The sequence below is a fragment of the Streptomyces microflavus genome, from assembly GCF_014650075.1.
Lineage (GTDB): Bacteria > Actinomycetota > Actinomycetes > Streptomycetales > Streptomycetaceae > Streptomyces > Streptomyces microflavus.
The window spans coordinates 605,723-627,167 of the sequence record NZ_BMUG01000001.1 but is presented as its reverse complement, the minus strand read 5'-3'; the positions used below and the strand labels follow the sequence as shown (position 1 = coordinate 627,167).

General features: G+C 70.6%; 23 protein-coding genes. 7 read left to right on the top strand and 16 right to left on the bottom strand.

Annotation, left to right across the window (positions count from 1 at the left end):
- Positions 1-19 precede the first annotated feature (19 nt).
- From IE264_RS02650 to IE264_RS02635, 4 genes are all read right to left on the bottom strand, one after another.
- Complete coding sequence (locus IE264_RS02650) at positions 20-793, bottom strand: formylglycine-generating enzyme family protein (protein ID WP_373301901.1); 774 nt, start codon at positions 791-793, stop codon at positions 20-22.
- A gap of 97 nt (positions 794-890) precedes the next feature.
- Entirely contained in the window at positions 891-1,109 is a 219-nt protein-coding gene (locus IE264_RS02645; RefSeq protein WP_015608413.1) for a DUF6243 family protein, read from the bottom strand.
- A gap of 172 nt (positions 1,110-1,281) precedes the next feature.
- Positions 1,282-1,485 (bottom strand): hypothetical protein, encoded by a 204-nt coding sequence (locus IE264_RS02640; protein WP_015608414.1) that lies wholly within the window; start codon positions 1,483-1,485, stop codon positions 1,282-1,284.
- A gap of 116 nt (positions 1,486-1,601) precedes the next feature.
- Complete coding sequence (locus tag IE264_RS02635) at positions 1,602-2,984, bottom strand: glycine--tRNA ligase (protein ID WP_015608415.1); 1,383 nt, start codon at positions 2,982-2,984, stop codon at positions 1,602-1,604.
- Positions 2,985-3,161: 177 nt separating this feature from the next.
- Between IE264_RS02635 and IE264_RS02630 the strand changes: the two genes are divergently transcribed.
- The 4 genes from IE264_RS02630 to IE264_RS02615 all read left to right on the top strand — a co-directional run bounded on the left by IE264_RS02630 (position 3,162) and on the right by IE264_RS02615 (position 6,402).
- Positions 3,162-4,184, top strand: coding sequence for a metal ABC transporter substrate-binding protein (locus tag IE264_RS02630; protein ID WP_032753217.1), 1,023 nt, complete (start codon positions 3,162-3,164; stop codon positions 4,182-4,184).
- A 36-nt stretch (positions 4,185-4,220) separates the two neighbouring features.
- On the top strand, positions 4,221-5,003 hold the full coding sequence (locus IE264_RS02625) for a metal ABC transporter ATP-binding protein (protein WP_032753218.1): 783 nt from the start codon (positions 4,221-4,223) through the stop codon (positions 5,001-5,003).
- Entirely contained in the window at positions 5,003-5,902 is a 900-nt protein-coding gene (locus IE264_RS02620) for a metal ABC transporter permease (protein WP_015608418.1), read from the top strand. Before IE264_RS02625 ends, IE264_RS02620 begins: the two co-directional genes overlap by 1 nt.
- Before the next feature lie 65 nt (positions 5,903-5,967).
- On the top strand, positions 5,968-6,402 hold the full coding sequence (locus IE264_RS02615; protein WP_015608419.1) for a Fur family transcriptional regulator: 435 nt from the start codon (positions 5,968-5,970) through the stop codon (positions 6,400-6,402).
- A 57-nt stretch (positions 6,403-6,459) separates the two neighbouring features.
- On the opposite strand, the gene IE264_RS02610 is transcribed toward IE264_RS02615, so the two are convergent.
- From IE264_RS02610 to leuA, 4 genes are all read right to left on the bottom strand, one after another.
- Positions 6,460-7,290, bottom strand: coding sequence for an isoprenyl transferase (locus IE264_RS02610; RefSeq protein WP_015608420.1), 831 nt, complete (start codon positions 7,288-7,290; stop codon positions 6,460-6,462).
- Between the two features lie 61 nt (positions 7,291-7,351).
- Positions 7,352-8,098, bottom strand: a complete 747-nt coding sequence (gene recO / locus IE264_RS02605; RefSeq protein ID WP_015608421.1) for a DNA repair protein RecO — start codon at positions 8,096-8,098, stop codon at positions 7,352-7,354.
- Between the two features lie 69 nt (positions 8,099-8,167).
- The gene (locus IE264_RS02600) at positions 8,168-8,872 is read right to left on the bottom strand and encodes a tellurite resistance TerB family protein (protein WP_015608422.1); all 705 of its coding nucleotides are present in this window, start codon (positions 8,870-8,872) and stop codon (positions 8,168-8,170) included.
- A gap of 206 nt (positions 8,873-9,078) precedes the next feature.
- Positions 9,079-10,884 carry a 2-isopropylmalate synthase gene (leuA, locus tag IE264_RS02595; protein ID WP_032753220.1) on the bottom strand — a complete coding sequence of 602 codons (1,806 nt, stop codon included), beginning with the start codon at positions 10,882-10,884 and terminating at the stop codon, positions 9,079-9,081.
- Positions 10,885-11,176: 292 nt separating this feature from the next.
- On the opposite strand from leuA, the gene IE264_RS02590 reads away from it, so the two are divergent.
- Both IE264_RS02590 and IE264_RS02585 read left to right on the top strand, forming a co-directional pair.
- Positions 11,177-12,256: a M4 family metallopeptidase gene (locus tag IE264_RS02590; RefSeq protein ID WP_015608424.1), complete on the top strand. Its 1,080-nt coding sequence runs from the start codon at positions 11,177-11,179 to the stop codon at positions 12,254-12,256.
- Positions 12,257-12,313: 57 nt separating this feature from the next.
- Positions 12,314-12,580 carry a protealysin inhibitor emfourin gene (locus tag IE264_RS02585; RefSeq protein ID WP_015608425.1) on the top strand — a complete coding sequence of 89 codons (267 nt, stop codon included), beginning with the start codon at positions 12,314-12,316 and terminating at the stop codon, positions 12,578-12,580.
- Positions 12,581-12,626: 46 nt separating this feature from the next.
- Here the strand turns inward: IE264_RS02585 and era are convergent, their stop codons facing one another.
- From era to IE264_RS02570, 3 genes are all read right to left on the bottom strand, one after another.
- Positions 12,627-13,601: a GTPase Era gene (gene era / locus IE264_RS02580; protein WP_015608426.1), complete on the bottom strand. Its 975-nt coding sequence runs from the start codon at positions 13,599-13,601 to the stop codon at positions 12,627-12,629.
- A gap of 120 nt (positions 13,602-13,721) precedes the next feature.
- Positions 13,722-14,093 carry a cytidine deaminase-like protein gene (locus IE264_RS02575; protein ID WP_032753222.1) on the bottom strand — a complete coding sequence of 124 codons (372 nt, stop codon included), beginning with the start codon at positions 14,091-14,093 and terminating at the stop codon, positions 13,722-13,724.
- Between the two features lie 38 nt (positions 14,094-14,131).
- A complete protein-coding gene (locus IE264_RS02570; protein ID WP_015608428.1) occupies positions 14,132-15,055 on the bottom strand; it encodes a helix-turn-helix transcriptional regulator in 924 nt (307 codons plus the stop codon).
- A 98-nt stretch (positions 15,056-15,153) separates the two neighbouring features.
- On the opposite strand from IE264_RS02570, the gene IE264_RS02565 reads away from it, so the two are divergent.
- The gene (locus IE264_RS02565; protein WP_032753224.1) at positions 15,154-16,578 is read left to right on the top strand and encodes an MFS transporter; all 1,425 of its coding nucleotides are present in this window, start codon (positions 15,154-15,156) and stop codon (positions 16,576-16,578) included.
- A 75-nt stretch (positions 16,579-16,653) separates the two neighbouring features.
- Here IE264_RS02565 and IE264_RS02560 read toward each other — a convergent pair whose 3' ends face one another.
- The 5 genes from IE264_RS02560 to IE264_RS02540 form a co-directional block, all read right to left on the bottom strand.
- Entirely contained in the window at positions 16,654-17,010 is a 357-nt protein-coding gene (locus tag IE264_RS02560) for an MmcQ/YjbR family DNA-binding protein (RefSeq protein ID WP_015608430.1), read from the bottom strand.
- Positions 17,007-18,302 (bottom strand): hemolysin family protein, encoded by a 1,296-nt coding sequence (locus IE264_RS02555; RefSeq protein WP_015608431.1) that lies wholly within the window; start codon positions 18,300-18,302, stop codon positions 17,007-17,009. The genes IE264_RS02560 and IE264_RS02555 overlap by 4 nt, the downstream gene beginning before the upstream one ends.
- Positions 18,299-18,796 (bottom strand): rRNA maturation RNase YbeY, encoded by a 498-nt coding sequence (ybeY, locus tag IE264_RS02550; protein ID WP_015608432.1) that lies wholly within the window; start codon positions 18,794-18,796, stop codon positions 18,299-18,301. Before ybeY ends, IE264_RS02555 begins: the two co-directional genes overlap by 4 nt.
- Positions 18,797-18,808: 12 nt before the next feature.
- A complete protein-coding gene (locus IE264_RS02545; RefSeq protein ID WP_015608433.1) occupies positions 18,809-19,873 on the bottom strand; it encodes a PhoH family protein in 1,065 nt (354 codons plus the stop codon).
- A 141-nt stretch (positions 19,874-20,014) separates the two neighbouring features.
- A complete protein-coding gene (locus tag IE264_RS02540; protein WP_032753228.1) occupies positions 20,015-21,133 on the bottom strand; it encodes a carbohydrate kinase family protein in 1,119 nt (372 codons plus the stop codon).
- Between the last annotated feature and the right edge of the window lie 312 nt (positions 21,134-21,445).

Here is a 21,445-nt window from a genome sequence, read left to right as displayed (position 1 = left end):
GGGGCGCCCCGGGCCCGGGTCACCGGGCCGGAGCCGCCAGCCGGAAGCCGACACCGATCGCCGACAGATCCCGCTCGTACACCCCGTGCCGACGGGCGCACCGGGCGAGGTCCCGGTCGTGGCAGAACGCGCCGCCCCGGGTGATGTGCGGATCGTGGGCCCAGTCCTCGGCCTCCGGTACGCCGTCGGGGGCGCCGGGGTAGGGCGCGTAGCGGGTGGAGGTCCACTCGTCGGCGTTGCCCGCCAGGTCGAGCACCCCGAACGGGCTTGCCCCCAGGGGGAAGGAGCCGACCGGCGTGGTGGTTCCGAGGCCCAGGTCGACCAGGTTGGCCAGCCCGGTGCGGTACTCCGTCCCCCAGGGGAACTCGCGGTCGTCGTCCCCGCGCGCGGCACGCTCCCACTCCGTCTCGGTCGGCAGCCGGAGACCGGGCTCACCGATCCGTTCCCCGAGCCAGCGGCAGTACGCCACCGCCCCGTCGTGGCGGACCCCGGTCACGGGGTGGCCGGCGGGGGCGTCGGACGGTGTCACCCCGCCGGTCTCCCGCGCGAACAGCCGCCACTGGCCGACCGTGACGGGGGTACGGGCCATCCGGAAGGCTTCCACCCGGACACGGGTGCGCGGGGCCTCCTTCCGGTACCAGTCCTCCGGGACCCCGGTGTCGGCGTAACGGCGGGCCACCTCCGCCACCGCATCGGCAGGAGTGCCCCGCCACAGGCTCCCGGCGGGTACGTCGACCCAGTCCACCCGGTTCACATCGATGCGGTCCCTGTCGTCCTTGCCGGCTCGCTCCACGCTGAACATCCTCTCGCTCGGTCGTCGCCCGGGTACGGGTGTGGGCCCGGATCACGGATGATCCGGGCCCACCGTCGTACGGGGTACTGCTCAGGTGTCAGCTCTGTGCGGGCGGCGCGTCCTGCTCGGCCGGCTCGGCGGCCGTGGCCGCCTGGGCCTCGGCGCGCTCGCGCATCTTGCGCACCAGCTCCTGCTTCTTGTCCTCGGCGACCTTGCGGTCGGAGTCGCGCGCGGTACCCGCGCCCTGCTGCTCGGCCCGGGACAGCTTCTTGCGCTGTCCGCCGACGCCGAGAAGGTTGTTGCGGCTCTTGGCCACGGCGTTCTCCCATTCGTGGTGAGGTGAGGCGGAAGTGATCAGGTGATCGAGATCGATCGGTCCGGTGGGCGGCGGGTGGTTCGGACCCCCGCCGCGCTCTCACTCGTAGATCTGGAAGAACGAAGACATGCCGAAACGGTACCCCGCTCCCGGAGCGCCCCGCACCAGGATTTCAGGCCGTCGGGTCGACCGTCGCCTGGTGGGCCTCGGTCAGGTGCTCCTGAGCCTTGAGCCAGGGCAGGAACTGCGCCGAGCGGCGCCAGCCGCAGGTGGAGCAGGTCAGCTCACGCGACATGCCCGACTTCCTTACCTGCACGACGTGTTCACGCCCGTGCTGGTCCCATCTGCTGACCTTGCTGGTGGTGATGGACGGCATCGCGTACCTCCCGGAACGACGGCGGGGGCTCCGGTGGACTGTACGACGAATGGACTGTACGACGAAGCCCCCGGTTCCGTACCCGGAACCGGGGGCCTCACGCGCTTACGGGGGCGTCAGCAGCCGATGAGGCGGGCGCCGAGGTAGGCCTGGATCTGGTCCAGGGAGACGCGCTCCTGCTTCATGGTGTCGCGCTCACGCACGGTCACCGCGTTGTCGTCGAGGGTGTCGAAGTCGACGGTCACGCAGAACGGGGTGCCGATCTCGTCCTGGCGGCGGTAGCGGCGGCCGATCGCGCCCGCGTCGTCGAACTCGATGTTCCAGTTCTTGCGCAGGTCCGTTGCCAGGCCCTTGGCCTTCGGCGAGAGCTGCGGGTTGCGCGACAGCGGCAGGACCGCGACCTTGACCGGCGCCAGGCGCGGGTCGAGGCGCATCACGGTGCGCTTCTCCATGACGCCCTTGGCGTTGGGCGCCTCGTCCTCGATGTAGGCGTCGAGGAGGAACGCCAGCATCGCGCGGCCGACACCGGCCGCGGGCTCGATGACGTACGGCGTCCAGCGCTCGCCGGCCTCCTGGTCGAAGTACGACAGGTCGGTGCCCGACGCCTCGGAGTGCGCCTTGAGGTCGAAGTCGGTGCGGTTGGCCACACCCTCCAGCTCGCCCCACTCGCTGCCGCCGAAGCGGAAGCGGTACTCGATGTCGGCGGTGCGCTTGGAGTAGTGGGAGAGCTTCTCCTTGGGGTGCTCGAACCAGCGCATGTTCTCCTCGCGCATGCCGAGGTCCGTGTACCAGTTCCAGCGCTGGTCCATCCAGTACTCCTGCCACTCCTCGTCCTCGCCCGGCTTGACGAAGAACTCCATCTCCATCTGCTCGAACTCGCGGGTCCGGAAGATGAAGTTGCCCGGAGTGATCTCGTTCCGGAAGGACTTGCCGACCTGCGCGATGCCGAACGGCGGCTTCTTGCGCGAAGTCTGCTGCACCTGGCCGAAGTTGGTGAAGATGCCCTGGGCGGTCTCGGGGCGCAGGTAGGCGACCGAGCCGGAGTCCTGGGTGGGGCCGAGGTGGGTGGAGAGCAGGCCCGAGAACTCCTTGGGCTCCGTGAAGGTGCCCTTGTTACCGCAGTTGGGGCAGTTGAGGTCGGCGAGGCCGTTGACCGGCGGCTTGCCGTGCTTCTCCTCGTACGCCTCCTCCAGGTGGTCGGCGCGGTAGCGCTTGTGACAGGAGGTGCACTCGGTCAGCGGGTCCGAGAAGGTGGCGACGTGGCCCGAGGCGACCCAGACGTCCGGGGCCAGGATGACCGACGAGTCGAGACCGACCACGTCCTCGCGCGCGGTGACCATGTAGCGCCACCACTGGCGCTTCAGGTTCTCCTTCATCTCGACGCCCAGCGGCCCGTAGTCCCAGGCGGCGCGCTGACCACCGTAGATCTCACTGGAGGGGTAGACGAAGCCACGGCGCTTGCTCAGGCTGACGATGGTGTCGATCTTGTCGGCGGCCACGGTGCTCTCTTCATTACGACGGCGACGAACGGCGAATGCTTCAGATTACCGGCGGGCGCACCCCTGGGATCAAATCGGTGGGGCCTTCGACGATCTTCGGCCCCTCCCTATGTGATGTTCCGGGCATCTCATCTGCCTTGTTGACAATCGTTTCCACTTTTGTTGAAAATGACTGTCATGAACGTACGCCGCCTCATACCCACCACCGCCGTCGCCGGAGCAGTCGTCCTCGGTCTGACCGCTCTTTCGGCCTGCTCCACCTCCAACGCAGCGGACGGGGGCAACGGCGACAAGCTGAAGGTGACCGCGTCGTTCTACCCGATGCAGTTCCTGGCCGAGCGGATCGGCGGCGAGCACGTCGCCGTCACCAGCCTCACCAAGCCGGGCGTCGAGCCGCACGACCTGGAGCTCGCCCCCCGCCAGATCGGCTCCATCAGTGAGTCCGACTACGTGCTGTACCTCAAGGGCATCCAGCCCGCCGTGGACGATGCGATCAAGCAGTCCGGTGTGAAGAACACCGTCGACGCCGCGACCCTCACCACGCTGGAGGACCACGGCTCCGAGGTCAGCGGCCACGACCACGGGCACGAAGAGGAAGCCCACGAAGAGGAAGCCCACGAGGACGAGGCCCACGAGGAGCACGCCGAGGGCGACGGCCACAACCACGGCGAGGAGGGCGGCGCCGACCCGCACATCTGGCTGGACCCGGTGAAGTACGCCGAGGTCGCCAAGGGCGTCGGGAAGTCCCTGGAGAAGGCCGACCCCGACCACGCCGCCGACTACAAGAAGAACACCGAGGCCCTGGTCGGTGAGCTGAACAAGCTGAACACGGCGTACGAGACCGGGCTGAAGAACACCGCCACCAAGACCTTCATCACCACCCACTCCGCCTTCGGCTACCTCGCCGAGCGCTACGGGCTCACCCAGCAGGGCATCGCCGGCATCGACCCCGAGGCCGAGCCGAGCCCCGCCCGGATCCAGGAGATCCACACCATCGCGGAGAAGGAGAAGGCCACCACGGTCTTCTTCGAGACGCTCGCCAGCGACAGGACCGCGAAGACCCTCGCGAAGGACACCGGGCTGAAGACCGGCGTCCTGGACCCGCTGGAGGGAATCACGAAGAAGTCCCAGGGCGCTGACTACATCGAGGTCATGGAGTCCAACCTCAGCGCGCTGCAGAAGGCACTCGGCGCGAAGTGACCCGTACCACCCGTGACATCCGGATCGGAGGCGCTCATGCCGGAGCGTGAGAACAGCACCCGCGAGCCCGTGGTCAGCCTGCGCGGCGCCACGGCCACCCTCGGCGCGCGCCCCGTGCTGCGCGGGGTGGACCTGGCCGTGCACCGCGGCGAGGTCGTCGCCCTGCTGGGCGCCAACGGCTCCGGCAAGTCCACCGCCGTACGGTCCGTCATCGGCCAGGTCCCGCTGACCGGCGGCACCGTCGAGCTGTTCGGCACCGAGCTGCGCCGCTTCCGGCAGTGGGGCCGGATCGGTTACGTGCCCCAGCGCACCACGGCCGCCGGCGGGGTCCCCGCCACGATCCGCGAGGTCGTCGCCTCCGGCCGGCTGGCGGTGACGAAGCTGCGGTGGCCCGGGAAGGCGGACCGCAGGGCCGTGGACCGGGCGATCGAGCTGGTGGGCCTCGCCGACCGCGCCAAGGACTCCGTGAGCGCCCTGTCGGGCGGCCAGCACCAGCGGGTCCTGATCGCCCGCGCCCTGGCCGCCGAGCCGGAGCTGCTGATCATGGACGAGCCGATGGCCGGGGTGGACCTGGCCAGCCAGGAGATCCTGGCGGGGACCCTGCGCGAGCAGGTGGCCCTCTCCACCTCCGTACTCCTCGTGCTGCACGAGCTGGGCCCGCTGGAGCCCCTGATCGACCGGGCCGTGGTCCTGCGCGACGGCTGCGTGACGCACGACGGCCCGCCGCCCGAGGCGCTCGGCCAGCACGCGCTGCCCGGCCACGACCACGTACACCCCCACGCGGCCGACGAGCCCGTACGGACGGGACTGCTGACCTGATGCTGTTCGAATTCCTCAACCCTCCCTTCATGCAGCGGGCGCTCATCGCGGCCGTCCTGGTCGGCATCACCGCGCCCGCCATCGGCATCTACCTGGTCCAGCGCCGGCAGGCCCTGATGGGCGACGGCATCGGGCACATCGCGATGACCGGTGTCGGCCTCGGCTTCCTGCTCTCGACCAGCCCCGTCTGGATGGCCACCGCCGTCGCCGTGGCCGGTGCGGTCGTCATGGAGCTGATCCGCTGGTACGGGCACACGCGCGGCGACCTCGCCCTGGCGATGCTCTTCTACGGGGGCATGGCGGGCGGCGTCATGCTGATCAACCTGTCGGACACGGGTTCCAACGCCAACCTGACCTCGTACCTCTTCGGCTCGCTCGCCACCGTCTCCGAGTCGGACGTCATCGCGATCTGCGTGCTGGCCGCCTTCGTGGTGCTGGTCACCGTGGGGCTGCGGCGGCAGCTCTTCGCGGTCAGCCAGGACGAGGAGTTCGCCCGGGTCACCGGGCTGCCGGTGCGGGTGCTGAACCTGCTGATCGCGGTCACGGCCGCCGTGACGGTGACCGTCGCGATGCGGGTCGTCGGGCTGCTGCTGGTCAGCGCGCTGATGGTGGTGCCGGTGGCGGCCGCCCAGCAGATCACCAAGTCCTTCAAGGTGACGTTCGTGCTCGCCGTGGTGATCGGCACGGCCGTGACCCTGGCCGGCACCGTGACCTCGTACTACCAGGACGTCCCGCCGGGCGCGACGATCGTGCTGCTGGCCATCGCGGTGTTCGTCGCGCTGACCGCGCTCGCGGCTCCGCTCGCGAAACGGCGGGCGAGGGCGAGCGAGGCGAAGGGGGCCGAGTGCACCCTGGAGGTACCGGCGGCCCGCCGGTCCTCGGGTGACGTGCGCGTTTGAGTGCGGCGCCCGGGCGGGCTGGCACAATGGCCCGACACATGTACGGGCGACACGAGGAGGCACCTGTGGCCACGGCGCCGATCAGTGGCACGAACGCAGCGCCGGTACGCGGCCGGTCCACCCGGCAGCGAGCGGCGGTGGCGGCGGCCCTCGACGAGGTCGCCGAGTTCCGCAGCGCCCAGGAGCTGCACGACGTGCTCAAACACCGCGGCGACTCCGTGGGCCTGACCACGGTCTACCGGACCCTGCAGTCCCTCGCCGACGCGGGCGAGGTCGACGTCCTGCGCACCACCGAGGGCGAGGCCGTCTACCGGCGGTGCTCGACCGGTGACCATCACCACCACCTGGTCTGCCGGCTCTGCGGCAAGGCGGTGGAGGTCGAGGGTCCCGCCGTCGAACAGTGGGCCGAGACGATCGCCGCCCAGCACGGCTATGTGAACGTCGCGCACACCGTCGAGATCTTCGGCACCTGTGCGGAGTGCGCCGCGAGCAAGAAGTAAGCGCGCGAACGTAAAGGGGCCCCTGTACGCGTACAGGGGCCCTTCTTACGTCCTACGTCACTTCTTGGCGGCCTCCGCCGCCTCCGCCGCCTCCTGCGCCCCGCCGAAGCGGCGGTCGCGCTGGGCGTACTCCAGGCAGGCCCGCCACAGGTCCCGACGGTCGAAATCCGGCCACAGAACGTCCTGGAAGACCATCTCGGCGTACGCGCTCTGCCAGATCAGGTAGTTCGAGGTGCGCTGCTCGCCGCTGGGACGCACGAAGAGGTCCACGTCCGGCATGTCCGGGTAGTACATGTACTTCGCGACGGTCTTCTCGTTCACCTTGGACGGGTCGAGCTTCCCGGCCGCCACATCCCGGGCAATGGCCTGCGCGGCGTCCGCGATCTCGGCGCGGCCGCCGTAGTTGACGCAGAAGTACAGCGTCATCCTGTCGTTGTCCTTGGTCTGCTCCTGGGCGACCTGAAGCTCCTGGACGACGGACTTCCACAGCTTGGGCATGCGGCCCACCCAGCGGATCCGGATGCCGAGCTCGTCCATCTCGTCGCGGCGGCGGCGGATCACGTCACGGTTGAAGTTCATCAGGAACTTCACCTCGTCCGGCGAGCGCTTCCAGTTCTCCGTGGAGAAGGCGTAGAGCGAGAGGTTCTTGACGCCCATCTCGATACACCCCTTGAGAACGTCCATGACGACGCCCTCACCGACCTTGTGGCCCTCGGTGCGGGGCAGACCCCGCTCCTTGGCCCAGCGGCCGTTACCGTCCATCACGACGGCGACGTGCTGGGGCACCAGCTCGCCGGGGATCTTCGGAGGCGTCGCGCCCGAGGGGTGCGGCTCGGGGGTCTTGTACGTGCGCCGGTTACGGCCGCCGAGGATCCCGCGTACTGCCATGAGCTTCTCAGTCTCCCTGTGTCACTTCTTCACGCAACGCGTCGCTCTCTTGGGGCCCGCGTCACTTCTCCACGTACCGCAGCGAGCGCAGACCGCGCTCCAGGTGCCAGTGCAGATAGGCGGACACCAGCCCGCTCCCCTCCCTGACATGGCGTGCCTCGCAGGCGTCCGCCGTCGCCCAGTCGCCGCTGAGCAGCGCGCTCAGCAGCCCCAGGGCCTGTGCCGAGGGTACGACGCTCCCGGGGACCCGGCAGTCACCGCATATGACGCCCCCCGCGGCGACGGAGAAGAACCGGTTCGGACCCGGCATTCCGCACTTGGCGCAGTCCTCGAAGCTCGGCGCGTACCCGTTGACCGCGAGCGAGCGCAGCAGGAACGCGTCCAGGATCAGATGGGGCGCGTGCTCGCCCCGGGCGAGGGTGCGCAGGCCGCCGACGAGGAGCAGGTACTGCTGGACGGCCGGCTCGCCCTCGTGGTCGGTGAACCGCTCGGCGGTCTCCAGCATCGCGGTGCCGGCGGTGTAGCGGGCGTAGTCGGCGACGATCCCGCCGCCGTACGGGGCGATGGTCTCGCTCTGGGTGCAGAGCGGCAGGCCGCGCCCGATCAGCTCGCTGCCTCGGGCGAAGAACTGCACGTCGACGTGGGAGAAGGGTTCCAGGCGGGCCCCGAACTTGGACTTGGTGCGGCGCACCCCCCGGGCGACAGCGCGGACCCGGCCGTGGCCACGGGTCAGGATCGTGATGATCCGGTCGGCCTCGCCCAGTTTCTGCGTACGCAGCACGACGCCGTCGTCCCGGAACAAGCTCATGGAGCCATTGTCACGCACACCCGGACGGCCGTTCGCCTATTGGGAAGTCCCGGGATGCCCCAGGAGCCCCTAGGAGGGCGTGCGGGCCGCGGCTGCCAGTAGGCGGGCCGTGTCGTCGGACGGGAGCTTCAGGGCGCCGCCCACCGTCGTCAGGACCTCGCGCTCGGCCGCGCTGTAGGGCCCGTCGGCGAGCGCGATGCGGGCGCCCTGGAGGAGGACCGACTCGCGGCCGGCGGTGGCCAGGTGCGGGGCGAGCGGGGCCAGAACCTCGTGGAGCTCGATGGCGAGGGTCGCGCCGCACGCCTCGGCCGCGGGGTCGGACCTGCCGCCGTAGCCGGTGTCGGCGGCCAGCACCTCCACCACGGTGTACAGCTGCTCCTGGGTGCAGTCGTCGAGCCCGGCGTCGCGTACGACCGCGACCGCGGTGTCCAGGACCGTGCGGGAGGTGGTCCCGCCGGCCGCGAGGACGGCCAGGGTGACGGTGTGGACGGCCTCCCGGAGCATCGAGGAGAACCGGGTGGTGGTGGGGTGGTCCAGGGCGTCGGTGGCGAAGCGGGCGCGGCAGGCGGCGCACTCCACGACGGGCCCGGTCTCGCCGCGGCGGGCCAGCGGGATGCCGAGGACGGTGAGCCGGCGGCGGCCGGTGAGGCGGCGGTAGTTGCGGTCCCCGCCGCAGCCGGGGCAGAAGAAGGCGCCGTCCCCGACGGCGTCCCAGACCGTGCGGATGCCGCAGAAGACCGGCCTCAGAGCGCGTTGTCCTTTGGCTGACCGCACGTCGCACACCTCCGTAACGCTCCGGCAACATTGCCGTGTGTTGGACGTGATGTTAGCCACATGCGCGAGGGGGCGTCAGTAGCCCGGAAGCCACAACCCTCGGAATATGGCCGAACCCCGACCGCCCGGAGCGGGCGATCGGGGTTCTGGGACTGCTCACGTACGGGGTCAAAGCGGACGTCCGTACGAGGGGGCGCCCGGCCGGATCAGCGGGAGGCGCGGTTGACCGCGGAGACGACCGCCTTGAGCGAGGCGCGGGTGGTGTTGGCGTCGATACCGATGCCCCACAGCACCTTGCCGTCGATCGCGCACTCGATGTAGGAGGCGGCCTGGGCGCTGGCGCCCTCGCTCATCGTGTGCTCGGTGTAGTCCAGCAGCCGGGCGTCGATGCCGGTGGCCTGCAGCGCTTCGAAGAACGCGGAGATCGGGCCGTTGCCCGTTCCGGTCAGCACGGTGTCCGTACCGTCCACGGTGGCCTCGACGGTCAGGGTGTCCGTGCCGTCGGTGTCGGTGGTGGTCTGGCCGGAGCGCAGCTGGATGCGACCCCATCGAGCCACAGCGTTCTCGGCGTTCGGCAGGTACTCGTCCTGGAAGGTGGACCAGATCTGCGTCGGGGTGACCTCGCCGCCCTCGGCGTCGGTCTTGGCCTGAATGATCCGGGAGAACTCGATCTGCATCCGGCGCGGCAGGTCCAGCTTGTGGTCGTTCTTCAGGACGTACGCGATACCGCCCTTCCCGGACTGCGAGTTGACCCGGATGACCGCCTCGTAGGAACGGCCGACGTCCTTCGGGTCGATCGGCAGGTACGGCACGGCCCACTCGATCTCGTCGACCGTCTTCCCCTGGGCCGCCGCGTCCTTCTCCATCGCGTCGAAGCCCTTCTTGATGGCGTCCTGGTGGGAGCCGGAGAAGGCGGTGTAGACCAGGTCGCCCGCGTACGGGTGGCGCGGGTGGATCTCCATCTGGTTGCAGTACTCGCTGGTGCGACGGATCTCGTCGATCTGCGAGAAGTCGATCTGCGGGTCCACGCCCTGCGAGAACAGGTTCATGCCCAGGGTGACCAGGTCGACGTTGCCGGTCCGCTCGCCCTGCCCGAACAGGCAGCCCTCGATGCGGTCGGCGCCCGCCATGATGGCCAGCTCGGCGGCGGCGACGGCGGTGCCCCGGTCGTTGTGCGGGTGGACCGACAGGCAGACGAACTCGCGGCGGGACAGGTTGCGCGACATCCACTCGAAGCGGTCCGCGTGGGTGGAGGGCGTGGAGCGCTCCACGGTGGCGGGCAGGTTCAGGATGATCTCGCGGCCCTCCTCGGGCTGCCAGACGTCACAGACCGCCTCGCAGACCTCCAGGGCGAAGTCCAGCTCGGTGTCGGTGAAGATCTCCGGGCTGTACTGGTAGCCGAAGACGGTCTCGGGGCCCAGGATCTTCTCGGCGTACTCCATGACCAGCCGGGTGCCGTCCACCGCGATCTGCTTGACCTGCTCCTTGGAGCCGCGGAAGACGACCCGGCGGAAGGTGGGGGCGGTGGCGTTGTACAGGTGGACCGTGGCCCGGCGGGCGCCGACCAGCGACTCGACGGTCCGCTCGATCAGCTCCTCGCGGGCCTGCGTCAGGACGGAGATCGTCACGTCCTCGGGGATCGCACCCTCTTCGATGATGGAGCGGACGAAGGCGAAGTCGGTCTCGCCGGAGGACGGGAAGCCGACCTCGATCTCCTTGTAGCCCATGCGTACGAGCAGGTCGAACATCTCGCGCTTGCGGGCCGGCGACATCGGGTCGATCAGCGCCTGGTTGCCGTCACGCAGATCGGTGGACAGCCAGCGGGGCGCCACGGTGATCCGGTTGTCGGGCCAGGTGCGGTCGGCGATGTCCACGGCCTCGTAACCGCGGTACTTGTGGACCGGCATCCCGGACGGCTTCTGCAGCTGCGTCGCGTTGGTGACGGGGGTGGGGCTGCCGACAGCATTATCGGCGGGGTTCACAGCACCGGCGGGGTTCACGGGCGTCGTCATGGCGTAGGGCTCCTCGGGGTCCAGCGGGGGACGGCCGACGGTTTCGCTGCAGCACCAGACTCCGCGGGGAGGGGGTCGGCCTACGACTACAGGCCCTCGCCGCGGCAGCTAAGGAGAAGCAGCCCGAAACGCATGATGCGACGAGCCTAGCCGAGGGTGGCCCGGGGTGTCGGTCCGTATCAGTATGCGGGACCGGGCATCGATGAGGGGAAAACGGTGACTCATCACTCCATTTCGTCAATCATCGTCGCAACCAGTGACAGGGCGGTGACGGAGTGCCACAGTCGATGTCATGCAGCCTCGAACCAATGAGGACGGGCTCCACCCTGTCTTCTGCACCATCGTGCCGCCCCACGTCCTCGACAAGCTGTCGCACTCCGGCGACGCCCGGCTGGCCGATCCGGCCCGCCGCACCCTGGAGGCCGACGGCCTCCGCCGCAACCGCCGTCGGCTGACGGCCCTGGCCGCCGCGCCCGCCACCCCCACGGCGGGCGCGGTCCCCGTCAAGCCCCACCGCACCCTGTACGACTGCGAGAACGGCACCTCCCTGCCCGGCCGCCAGGTCCGTGACGAGGGCCAGAAGCCGACCTCGGACGCCAGCGTCAACCGCGCGTACGCCGGACTCGGCGCCACCTTCGAACTGCTGCTCTCCGCGTACGGGCGCAGTTCGATCGACGGCAAGGGCCTGCCGCTCATCGGCTCCGTGCACTACGGCCACGAGTACAACAACGCGTTCTTCGACGGCGAGCAGATGGTCTTCGGCGACGGTGACGGGGAGATCTTCCTCGACTTCACGTACGCCATCGACGTCATCGCCCACGAACTGGCCCACGGCCTCACCCAGTACACCGCCAACCTGCGCTACGAGGGCCAGTCGGGCGCGCTCAACGAGTCCGTCTCGGACGTCTTCGGCTCGCTGGTCAAGCAGTACTCGCTGGGCCAGAGCGCCGAGCAGGCCGACTGGCTGATCGGCGCGGGGCTGCTGGCGCCCCGGGTCAGCGGGGACGCCCTGCGCTCGATGAAGGCCCCCGGCACGGCGTACGACGACGATGTGCTCGGCAAGGACCCGCAGCCCGCGTCGATGGAGGAGTACGTCGAGACGGAGGAGGACAACGGCGGGGTCCACATCAACTCCGGCATCCCGAACCGCGCCTTCTACCTCCTGGCCACCGCGCTGGGCGGCAACGCCTGGGAGCGGGCCGGGCAGATCTGGTTCGACGTGCTGACCGGCGGCGAGCTGACGGCCACCGCGGACTTCGCCGAGTTCGCCCGGCTGACGGTCGCGGCGGCGGGCGACCGCTTCGGCGAGCGCGGTGAGCGGGAGGCGGTGCTGAAGGCCTGGTCCGAGGTGGGCGTTCCCACGGCGGAGTGAGCGGGCCGGAGCGAGGCGGGCTTGAGCCCGCGACCGGCCCCGGCTAGACAGGACCCCATGCTGATTCAGGTCACCCGCACCGGCGGTTTCGCCGGCATCTCCCGCCACCACGAGGTCGACACCGAGGGCCGGGAGGACGCCACGGAGTGGGAGTCGCTCGCCCAGGAGGTCCTCGCCGCCACCCCGGACGCGCCGCCGTCCGGGGTGCCGGACGGGTTCCGCTACCGGATCACGGTCGGGGACCGCACCGTGTACTGCGCTGACCCCGATCTGACCGGGGCGCAGCGCACGCTGGTCTCACGCATCCTCAAGGAGGGCGCGTGAGACCGGCGCTTTCTTCAGGAGGCTCCTGGAACCCGGGAGGAGGCTCCTAGAACCCGAGCTTGCGCAGCTGCTTGGGATCGCGCTGCCAGTCCTTCGCGACCTTCACATGCAGGTCCAGGAAGACCGGCGTGCCGAGCAGCGCCTCGATGTGCTTGCGGGACTTGGTGCCGACGTCCTTCAGCCGCTGGCCCTTCGGGCCGATGATGATGCCCTTCTGGCTCGGGCGCTCGATGTAGACGTTGGCGTGGATGTCCAGCAGCGGCTTGTCCGCCGGACGGTTCTCGCGGGGCAGCATCTCCTCGACGACGACCGCGATGGAGTGCGGCAGCTCGTCGCGTACGCCCTCCAGCGCGGCCTCGCGGATCAGCTCCGCGACCATGACCATCTCCGGCTCGTCGGTGAGGTCGCCCTCCGGGTAGAGCGGCGGGCTCTCCGGGAGCAGGGGTGCGATGAGGTCGGCGAGCAGGCCGACCTGCTGGTCCTTGACCGCCGAGACCGGGATGATCTCGGCCCACTCGAAGCCGAGCTCGTCGGAGAGCGCGGAGACGGCGAGGAGCTGTTCGGCCAGCGCCTTCGACTCGACCAGGTCGGTCTTGGTGATGATGGCGATCTTGGGGGTCTTCTTGATCCCCGCGAGCTCCTTGATGATGTATTTGTCGCCCGGACCGAGCTTCTGGTCGGCGGGCAGGCAGAAGCCGATGACGTCGACCTCTGCCCAGGTGGTGCGCACCACGTCGTTCAGCCGCTCGCCGAGGAGCGTGCGCGGCTTGTGGAGGCCGGGGGTGTCGACCAGGATCAGCTGCGCGTCGTCCCGGTGCACGATGCCGCGCACGGTGTGCCGGGTGGTCTGGGGGCGGTTGGAGGTGATCGCCACCTTCTGACCGACCAGAGCGTTCGTCAGGGTGGACTTGCCCGCGTTGGGGCGGCCCACGAAGCAGGCGAAGCCGGCCCGGTGGGGGGAGGTGGTCTCCGTCTGCTGGGCAGCGGATTCTTGGTTCGGGCGAGCGCTCATGGCGACCATTCTCCCCGATCGCGGCGGCACTCCCGAACAGCGGTCCGCCCGGACGCGCCGGAAGGCCGGTCGGGAGGGCCCCGCGGACGGGCCGGAAGGCCGTACGGAACCGCCGCCCGGACCGGCCCGTCAGCCCGCTGTGACCCGCAGCCGCAGGGTGCCGTCCGGGCCCGCGAGCAGCACCGGCGTCTCCGGTCCGCCCAGGTCCCGTACGGCGGCGCGGTCGGCGTCGGCGGGGGTCTCGGCGGCGGAGACGACGGCCGCGGCCTCCAGCGAGGTGGCACCGCTGGCGACCGCCATCGCGACGGCGGTCTGCAGGGCGCTCAGCTTCAGCGACTCCAGCGCCACGGTGCCCGCCACATACGTACGTCCGGTCTCGTCCCGTACGGCGGCGCCCTCGGCCACACCGTTGCGGGCGCGGGCGCTGCGCGCCAGGGTGACGATCTTGCGGTCCTCGGCGTCGAGGGCGGTGGAGTCGGTGGTGCCGGTGCTGTCGGTCATGGCACGAGCATACGAAGCACCGGACCGCGCGGGCCCACTCACCCCGGCACCGGGTACATCGAGCCGCGCCGCCCCTCGGGCGAGGCGAGCCACTGGAGCCTGGCCTCGGTCCCGGTGTCCGGCAGCGGGGTGTGCAGCACGATCGCCAGGTCCGGCCGGGCGGGCACCCGCAGCTGGGTCGCCTCCAGGAACAGCCGCCCGACGAGCGGGTGCTCCACCTCCTTGCGGTTCTGCCCGGCGGGCACGATGTCGCGCCGCTCCCACAGTTCGGCGAAGAGCTCGCTGACCGCCTTCGCCTCCTCGACGACGGCCCGGAAGCCGTCGTCGTCCGGGCACTCGGAGCAGGCCGCCCGGAACTGGGCCACCACCTGCGGGGCGAGCGCCGCCCAGCTCGGCCCGGTCCGCGCCCGGTAGACCGGGTCGGTGAAGAAGTCGATCAGGCAGTTCTGCCGGATGCCGGGGCGCATACCGAGGACCGCGGCGGCCGCGTCGTTGTGGAGGACGGTGTTCCAGTACCGGTCCATGATGTGAGCCGGGTACGGCATCCACGCCTCGATCAGCCGGGTCAGCCCGTCGCACATGTCGGCGTGCGCCGGATCGACCTCCAGCGGGGGCGCGTTCAGCCCGGCGAGGACGTACAGATGGCGGCGCTCGGCGCTGCTGAGGCGGAGCACCCGGGCCACGGCGTCCAGCACCTGCGGCGAGACGGTGATGTCGCGGCCCTGCTCCAGCCACTGGTACCAGGAGACCCCGACGCCCGCGAGGACGGCGACCTCCTCCCGGCGCAGACCGGGCGTACGCCGGCGGGCGCCGCCGTCCGGGAGGCCCGCGGCGGCCGGGGTGACGCGCGCCCGGCGGCTCCTGAGGAACTCCCGCAGCTCCGCGAGCCGGTGGGCCTTGGTGTCGTCCGTCGCCTGCCGGGTTCTGGTGCCGTCCGTCGCCTGCCGGGCCGGTGTGGCCACGTACTCCCCCTGTGTCGTGGTGCGCCTGCCTGGTGGTGCGGGCAACAGGATAAGTTCCCGCTCCCCACGGATATTCCGGCCGCCGCAGGGTGGGGGCCATGGCGATCGAAACCCCTGCAACCCCTGTCACCTCGGCTCCCCCACGCTCCCCGGCCCCTGCCCCCGCGCCCCCGGCACGACTCTCCGGCCGGGCCCGGCTCGTCCTCTTCGTGCTGTGCGCCGCCCAGTTCATGGTGGCGCTCGACTTCTCCGTACTGAACGTGGCCCTGCCCGTCCTCGGTGCGGATCTGGGGCTCTCCACCTCGGGGCTCCAGTGGGCGGTGACCGCGTTCGCGCTGCCGTCGGGCGGGTTCCTGCTGCTGTTCGGGAGGATCGCCGATCTGTACGGGCGGCGCCGGCTGTTCCTCGCCGGGCTCACCCTCTTCGGCTCCTCCTCGCTGCTGGCGACCCTGGCCTGGGACCCGGCCTCCTTCCTCGCCGGGCGGGCCCTCCAGGGCCTCGGGGCAGCGGTGATCGTGCCGACCGGGATGTCCCTGCTGACCACCACGTTCCCGGAGGGCCCGCTGCGGGACCGGGCGCTCGGGATCAGCGGGACCCTGCTCTCGCTCGGCTTCACGGTGGGCATGGTGGCGGGCGGCGTCCTCACCGACACGCTGGGCTGGCGCTCCACGATGGGCCTGCTGACCGTGGCCTCGGTGGTGGTGCTGGTACTGGTCCCGAAGGTGCTGGAGGAGTCGCGTACGCCGGACCGTCCCCGGCTCGACGTACCGGGCGCGGTCGCCGTCACCGGCGGACTGCTGGCGCTGATCTACGCCCTGACGACGGCGGCGGAGCACGGCTTCGGCCGCGCGGACGTGCTGGTCGCCCTGGTCCTCGGCGTCGGTCTGCTGGCCGCGTTCGTGGTCGTGGAGTCCCGTGCGGCGGCCCCGCTGGTCTCGCTGCCGATGCTGCGGCGGCGGACGGTGGCGTTCGGCAATCTGGGCGGGCTCATCACCTTCTCGATGATGTCCACCGTCGTCTTCGTCCTGACGCTCTACCTCCAGGAGGTCCTGGGCCTCTCCCCGTTCGCCACCGGGCTCGTCTTCGGGGTGCAGGGCGTGCTGTCGGTGGTGGCGGGGATGTACGCGCCGAGGCTGATCGGCCGGATCGGCGCGCGCCGGACCCTGGTGGTGTCGCTGCTGGGCCAGGGGCTGTTCATCGGTGCACTGCTGGGGCTCGGCACGGATGCGGGGGTCTGGCTGGCGACGGCGGCGGTGTCCCTGGCGAGCATGTGCCACCTGGGCGCGATCATCGCGTACGGCCTGACCGTGACGTCCGGTGTCCCGAACGAGGAGCAGGGGCTCGCGACCGGTCTGGTCACCACGACCCAGCAGGTGGGGCTGACGGTCGGCATCCCGCTGCTGGGGGTGCTGGCGACGACGCAGGGCGGGCTGTTCGACGGCGTACGGACGGTGGTGGCGATCGCGGCGGCCGTCCTGCTGGCGGCGGGCGCGGCGGTGGCGGCGGGGCTGCGGCGCAGCTGACCCCTGTGCCGGTACGTGGACGGGCCCGCTCCCCACGGGGGAGGAGCGGGCCCGTCCACGTAACTCCTGTGTTCCCTACGGCCGGTCCAGCTTCAGCCGCTCCGCCTTCGGGAGTCCGGCGACCACCAGGTCGTAGGAGTCCTCGATCAGCTCGCGCAGCAGCTTGTCCGGGATGCCGGAGACGGTCACCGTGTTCCAGTGGCGCTTGTTCATGTGCCAGCCGGGCACGATCGCCGCCGGGTGCTCCTCGCGGAGCCGGACGGCCTCGTCCGGGTCGCACTTGAGGTTGACCGTCAGCGGCCGCGCGTCCAGGGCGGTGAGGGCGAAGAGCTTGCCGAGCACCTTGAAGACCGAGGTCTCGGGCCCGAACGGGAACTCCTCGACGCTCGCGTTGAACTCCAGGCAGAAGGCGCGCAGCCGCTCGGGCGTCATACCGTCTCCGTCTCCGCTTCCTTCTCCTCGGGCTCCACCAGCACCGTGACGATCTTGTTCCGGCGGCCGGCCGGGGATTCGGCGGTGAGCCGGAGCCTTCGGCTGTCGGGCAGCTCTACGACGGCCGACGCACCGGCGATCGGGACCCGGCCGAGCGCCTTGGCGAGCAGCCCGCCGACGGTCTCCACGTCCTCGTCGTCGTACTCGTCGAGCCCGAAGAGGTCGCCGAGGTCCCCGATGTCGAGCCGGGCGGTGACCCGGTAGCAGCCGTTCTCCAGCTCCTGGACGGGCGGCAGCTCGCGGTCGTACTCGTCGGTGATCTCGCCGACGATCTCCTCCAGGATGTCCTCGATGGTGACGATGCCCGCCGTGCCGCCGTACTCGTCGATGACGACGGCGACATGGCTGCGGTCCCGCTGCATCTCGCGCAGCAGGTCCCCGGCGTTCTTGGTGTCGGGGACGAAGGCGGCCGGGCGCATCGCGGTGGAGACCGGGTCGGCCTCGGACTCGCGGTTGATGTGGGTCTTGCGGACCAGGTCCTTGAGGTAGACGATCCCCACGATGTCGTCCTCGTTCTCCCCGGTGACCGGGATCCGGGAGAAGCCGGAGCGCAGGGCGAGGGTGAGGGCCTGACGGATCGTCTTGTAGCGCTCGATGGAGACCAGGTCGGTGCGCGGCACCATCACCTCGCGCACCAGGGTGTCGCCCAGCTCGAAGACGGAGTGCACCATGCGGCGCTCGTCGTCCTCGATCAGCGACTCCGCCTCCGCGAGGTCGACCATGGCGCGCAGCTCGGCCTCGCTGGCGAACGGGCCCTTGCGGAACCCCTTGCCGGGGGTGAGCGCGTTGCCGATGAGGATCAGCAGCTGCGGGATCGGGCCCATGATCCGGGCCAGCGGCAGCAGCACGTACGCCGAGGCGGTCGCCGTGTTCAGCGGGTGCTGGCGGCCGATGGTGCGCGGGGAGACCCCGATGGCGACATAGCTGACGAGGACCATCACGCCCATCGCGAAGGCGAGCGCCTCCCAGGTCTCCGGGAACTTCTGCAGGCAGACGTAGGTGACCAGCACCCCGGCCGACATCTCGCAGGCGACCCGCACCAGCAGGGCGACGTTGAGATAGCGCACCGGGTCGGCGGCGACCTGCGCCAGCTTCGCGCTGCCGCGCCGCCCGGCCCGGACCGCCTCGTCCGCCCGGAAACTCGACGTACGGGCGATGCCCGCCTCGGCGCAGGCGGCCAGCCAGCCGACGACGACCAGCAGGACGGCGCCGGTGATCAGGGGCGCGATCACGAGACGGTGGGGGCGGGGGACGCACCGGTGAGCCCGTGCTCACCGCGCCAGCCGTCCACGATGGCGGCCTGGAGGCCGAACATCTCGGCCTTCTCGTCCGGCTCCTCGTGGTCGTACCCCAGCAGGTGCAGCACCCCGTGGACGGTCAGGAGCTGGAGCTCCTCGTCCATGGAGTGCTGCGTCGGCGCCTCTTCGCCCTGCCTCTTCGCGACCTCCGGGCAGAGCACGATGTCACCGAGGAGCCCCTGCGGGGGCTCCTCCTCGTCCTTGGCCGGCGGACGGAGCTCGTCCATCGGGAAGGACATGACGTCGGTCGGACCGGGGAGGTCCATCCACTGGATGTGCAGCTGCTCCATGGCGTCGGTGTCCACCACGATCACCGAGAGCTCGGACAGCGGGTGGATCCGCATCCGGGCCAGTGCGTAGCGGGCGATGTCGAGGATCGCCTGCTCGTCGACCTCGGTTCCGGACTCGTTGTTGACATCGATCGACATGGTGCGCTGCGACTACTTCCCTTTTCGGCGGTCGCGTCGGCCGTCTTCCCGGCCGTCCGCCTGACCGTCCTGTTGACCGTTTCGGCTGTCGTACTTCTCGTACGCGTCGACGATACGGCCGACGAGCTTGTGCCGGACGACATCCTGCGAGGTGAGACGGGAGAAGTGCACGTCGTCCAGGCCCTCCAGGATGTCCTGGACCTGCCGCAGCCCGCTCTTGGTGCCGCTCGGCAGGTCGACCTGGGTGACGTCACCGGTGACGACGATCTTGGAGTCGAAGCCGAGGCGGGTGAGGAACATCTTCATCTGCTCGGCGCTGGTGTTCTGCGCCTCGTCCAGGATGATGAACGCGTCATTCAACGTTCGGCCGCGCATGTACGCCAGCGGTGCCACCTCGATCGTGCCCGCCGCCATCAGCCGCGGGATCGAGTCCGGGTCGAGCATGTCGTGCAGGGCGTCGTAGAGCGGGCGCAGATACGGGTCGATCTTGTCGAAGAGCGTGCCCGGGAGGAAGCCGAGCCGCTCCCCCGCCTCGACCGCGGGGCGGGTCAGGATGATGCGGCTGACCTGCTTGGACTGCAGGGCCTGGACCGCCTTGGCCATGGCGAGATAGGTCTTGCCGGTGCCCGCCGGGCCGATCCCGAAGACGATCGTGTGCTCGTCGATCGCGTCGACGTACCGCTTCTGGTTGAGCGTCTTGGGGCGGATGGTGCGGCCGCGGCTGGAGAGGATGTTCTGCGTCAGCACCTCGGCGGGCGTCTCGCCCTGGGGCTCTCCCTGTCCGGTGCCGGCCGCCCTGAGCATGGCGATCGACCGTTCCACTGCGTCCTCCGTCATCGGCGCTCCGGTGCGGAGCACGAGCATCATCTCGTCGAACAGGCGTTGGATGAGGGCGACGTCGGCCGCCTCGCCCGTGGCGCTGATCTCGTTGCCCCGGACATGGATGTCGGCCGCCGGGAAGGCCTCTTCGATCACGCGCAACAGCGAGTCACCCGATCCGAGGAGCATCACCATGGGGTGTGCGGCCGGAATCCGGATCTGGGCACGCGCCTGCGGCTGTGTGGGTGTCTGAGTCATGGGCCGGCCCTAGGGCCTGCGCATACCTCCCGTTGCAGGGTTCTCGCTGCTCGACAACCTCTGGATTACCAAGCCTACGACCTGGCAGTGACAACGCAGAGTCCTTTTACCGGCCGCGTGTACGAGGAGTCCGCCGCCCGTTCACTGGCGGAAGCCGATCGTGGGGACCGCGCGCCGCAGCGGCCAGGCGCGGGCCGTGGTGGGGAGCAGCTCCTCCAGGAACGCGTACCGCTCCAGGGCGGTGGGGTCCTGGCTCTCGCAGGTGCGGATCCGCTGCCACCAGGCGGCGATCTCGGCCCAGCCGGGTGCGGAGAGGGAGCCGCCGAACTCCTGGACCGAGAGGGCGGCGGTCAGCCCGGCGAAGGCGAGCCGGTCGGCGAGCGGCCAGTCGGCGAGGGTGCCGGTGACGAATCCGGCCACGAAGACGTCCCCGGCGCCGGTCGGGTCGAGCGCCTCCACCTCGATGGCGGGCACCTGGGCGCTGACCCCGGTGCGCCCGTCGACGGCGTACGCGCCCTCGGCGCCCAGGGTGACCACGGCGAGCGGGACGCGTTCGGCCAGTGCGTGGGCGGCGGCGCGCGGACAGTCGGTGCGGGTGTAGCGCATCGCCTCCTCGGCGTTGGGCAGGAACGCCTCGCAGTGCGTCAGGTCGGGCAGCGCGTCCAGGTCCCAGCGGCCGGTCTCGTCCCAGCCGACGTCGGCGAAGATCAGCGCGCCGTGCCGGGCAGCGGTGGCCACCCAGGGTTCGCTGCGGCCGGGGACGAGCGAGGCGATGGCCGCGCGGGCGCGGGGCGGGCACTGGGGGAACGCCGGGTTCGGGGCGGTGGGGGCCTGCCCAGGAACGGCCGGAGGGGCGGGGGCCTCGTGGCCGTGGGAGACCATCGTGCGCTCGCCCTCGTACGCCATGGAGACGGTGACCGGGGAGTGCCAGCCGGGGACGGTGTGCGACATCGACAGGTCGATGCCCTCGCCCTGTTCGAGGGCGTCCCAGCAGTACTCGCCGTAGTGGTCGTCGCCGAAGGCGGCGGCGAGGGAGGTGCGCAGGCCGAGCCGGGCCAGCGCGGTGGCCATGTTGGCGACGCCGCCGGGGCTGGAGCCCATCCCGCGGGCCCAGGACTCGGTGCCGCGCACGGGGGCGCTGTCGAGGCCGGTGAAGATGATGTCGAGGAAGACCGTGCCCGTCAGGAAGACGTCGCAGGCGGGGTCCTGCGGGGCGCGCAGCGCCAGCAGCGGGTCGATCCCTGGAGTGTCAGTGCTCACCGTGCGCTCCCCGGCCGTGCGGCAGATCTGGACAGTGTGAGATCCGGCCAGTCTGCCCGATTCGGGGCGGGGGGCGGGGCCTCCCCCGCCGATGAAAAGAGGGCCGACAGCCGATCCTGACCTGCATAAACATGCGCTGCTACCCGGGCCCGGAGCGCATAAACGCATAAGTGACCCAGATCACATCGGGGCGGCTTTCGGTCGGCCGGGAGCGCTTGATACAAATTGCCCCGCGAGCACCTTCGGGGACGTTGTCCGACGAGAGCCGCACTTCCCCGTATCTCCGCTTATCCCGCCATACCCCTCCCCGTA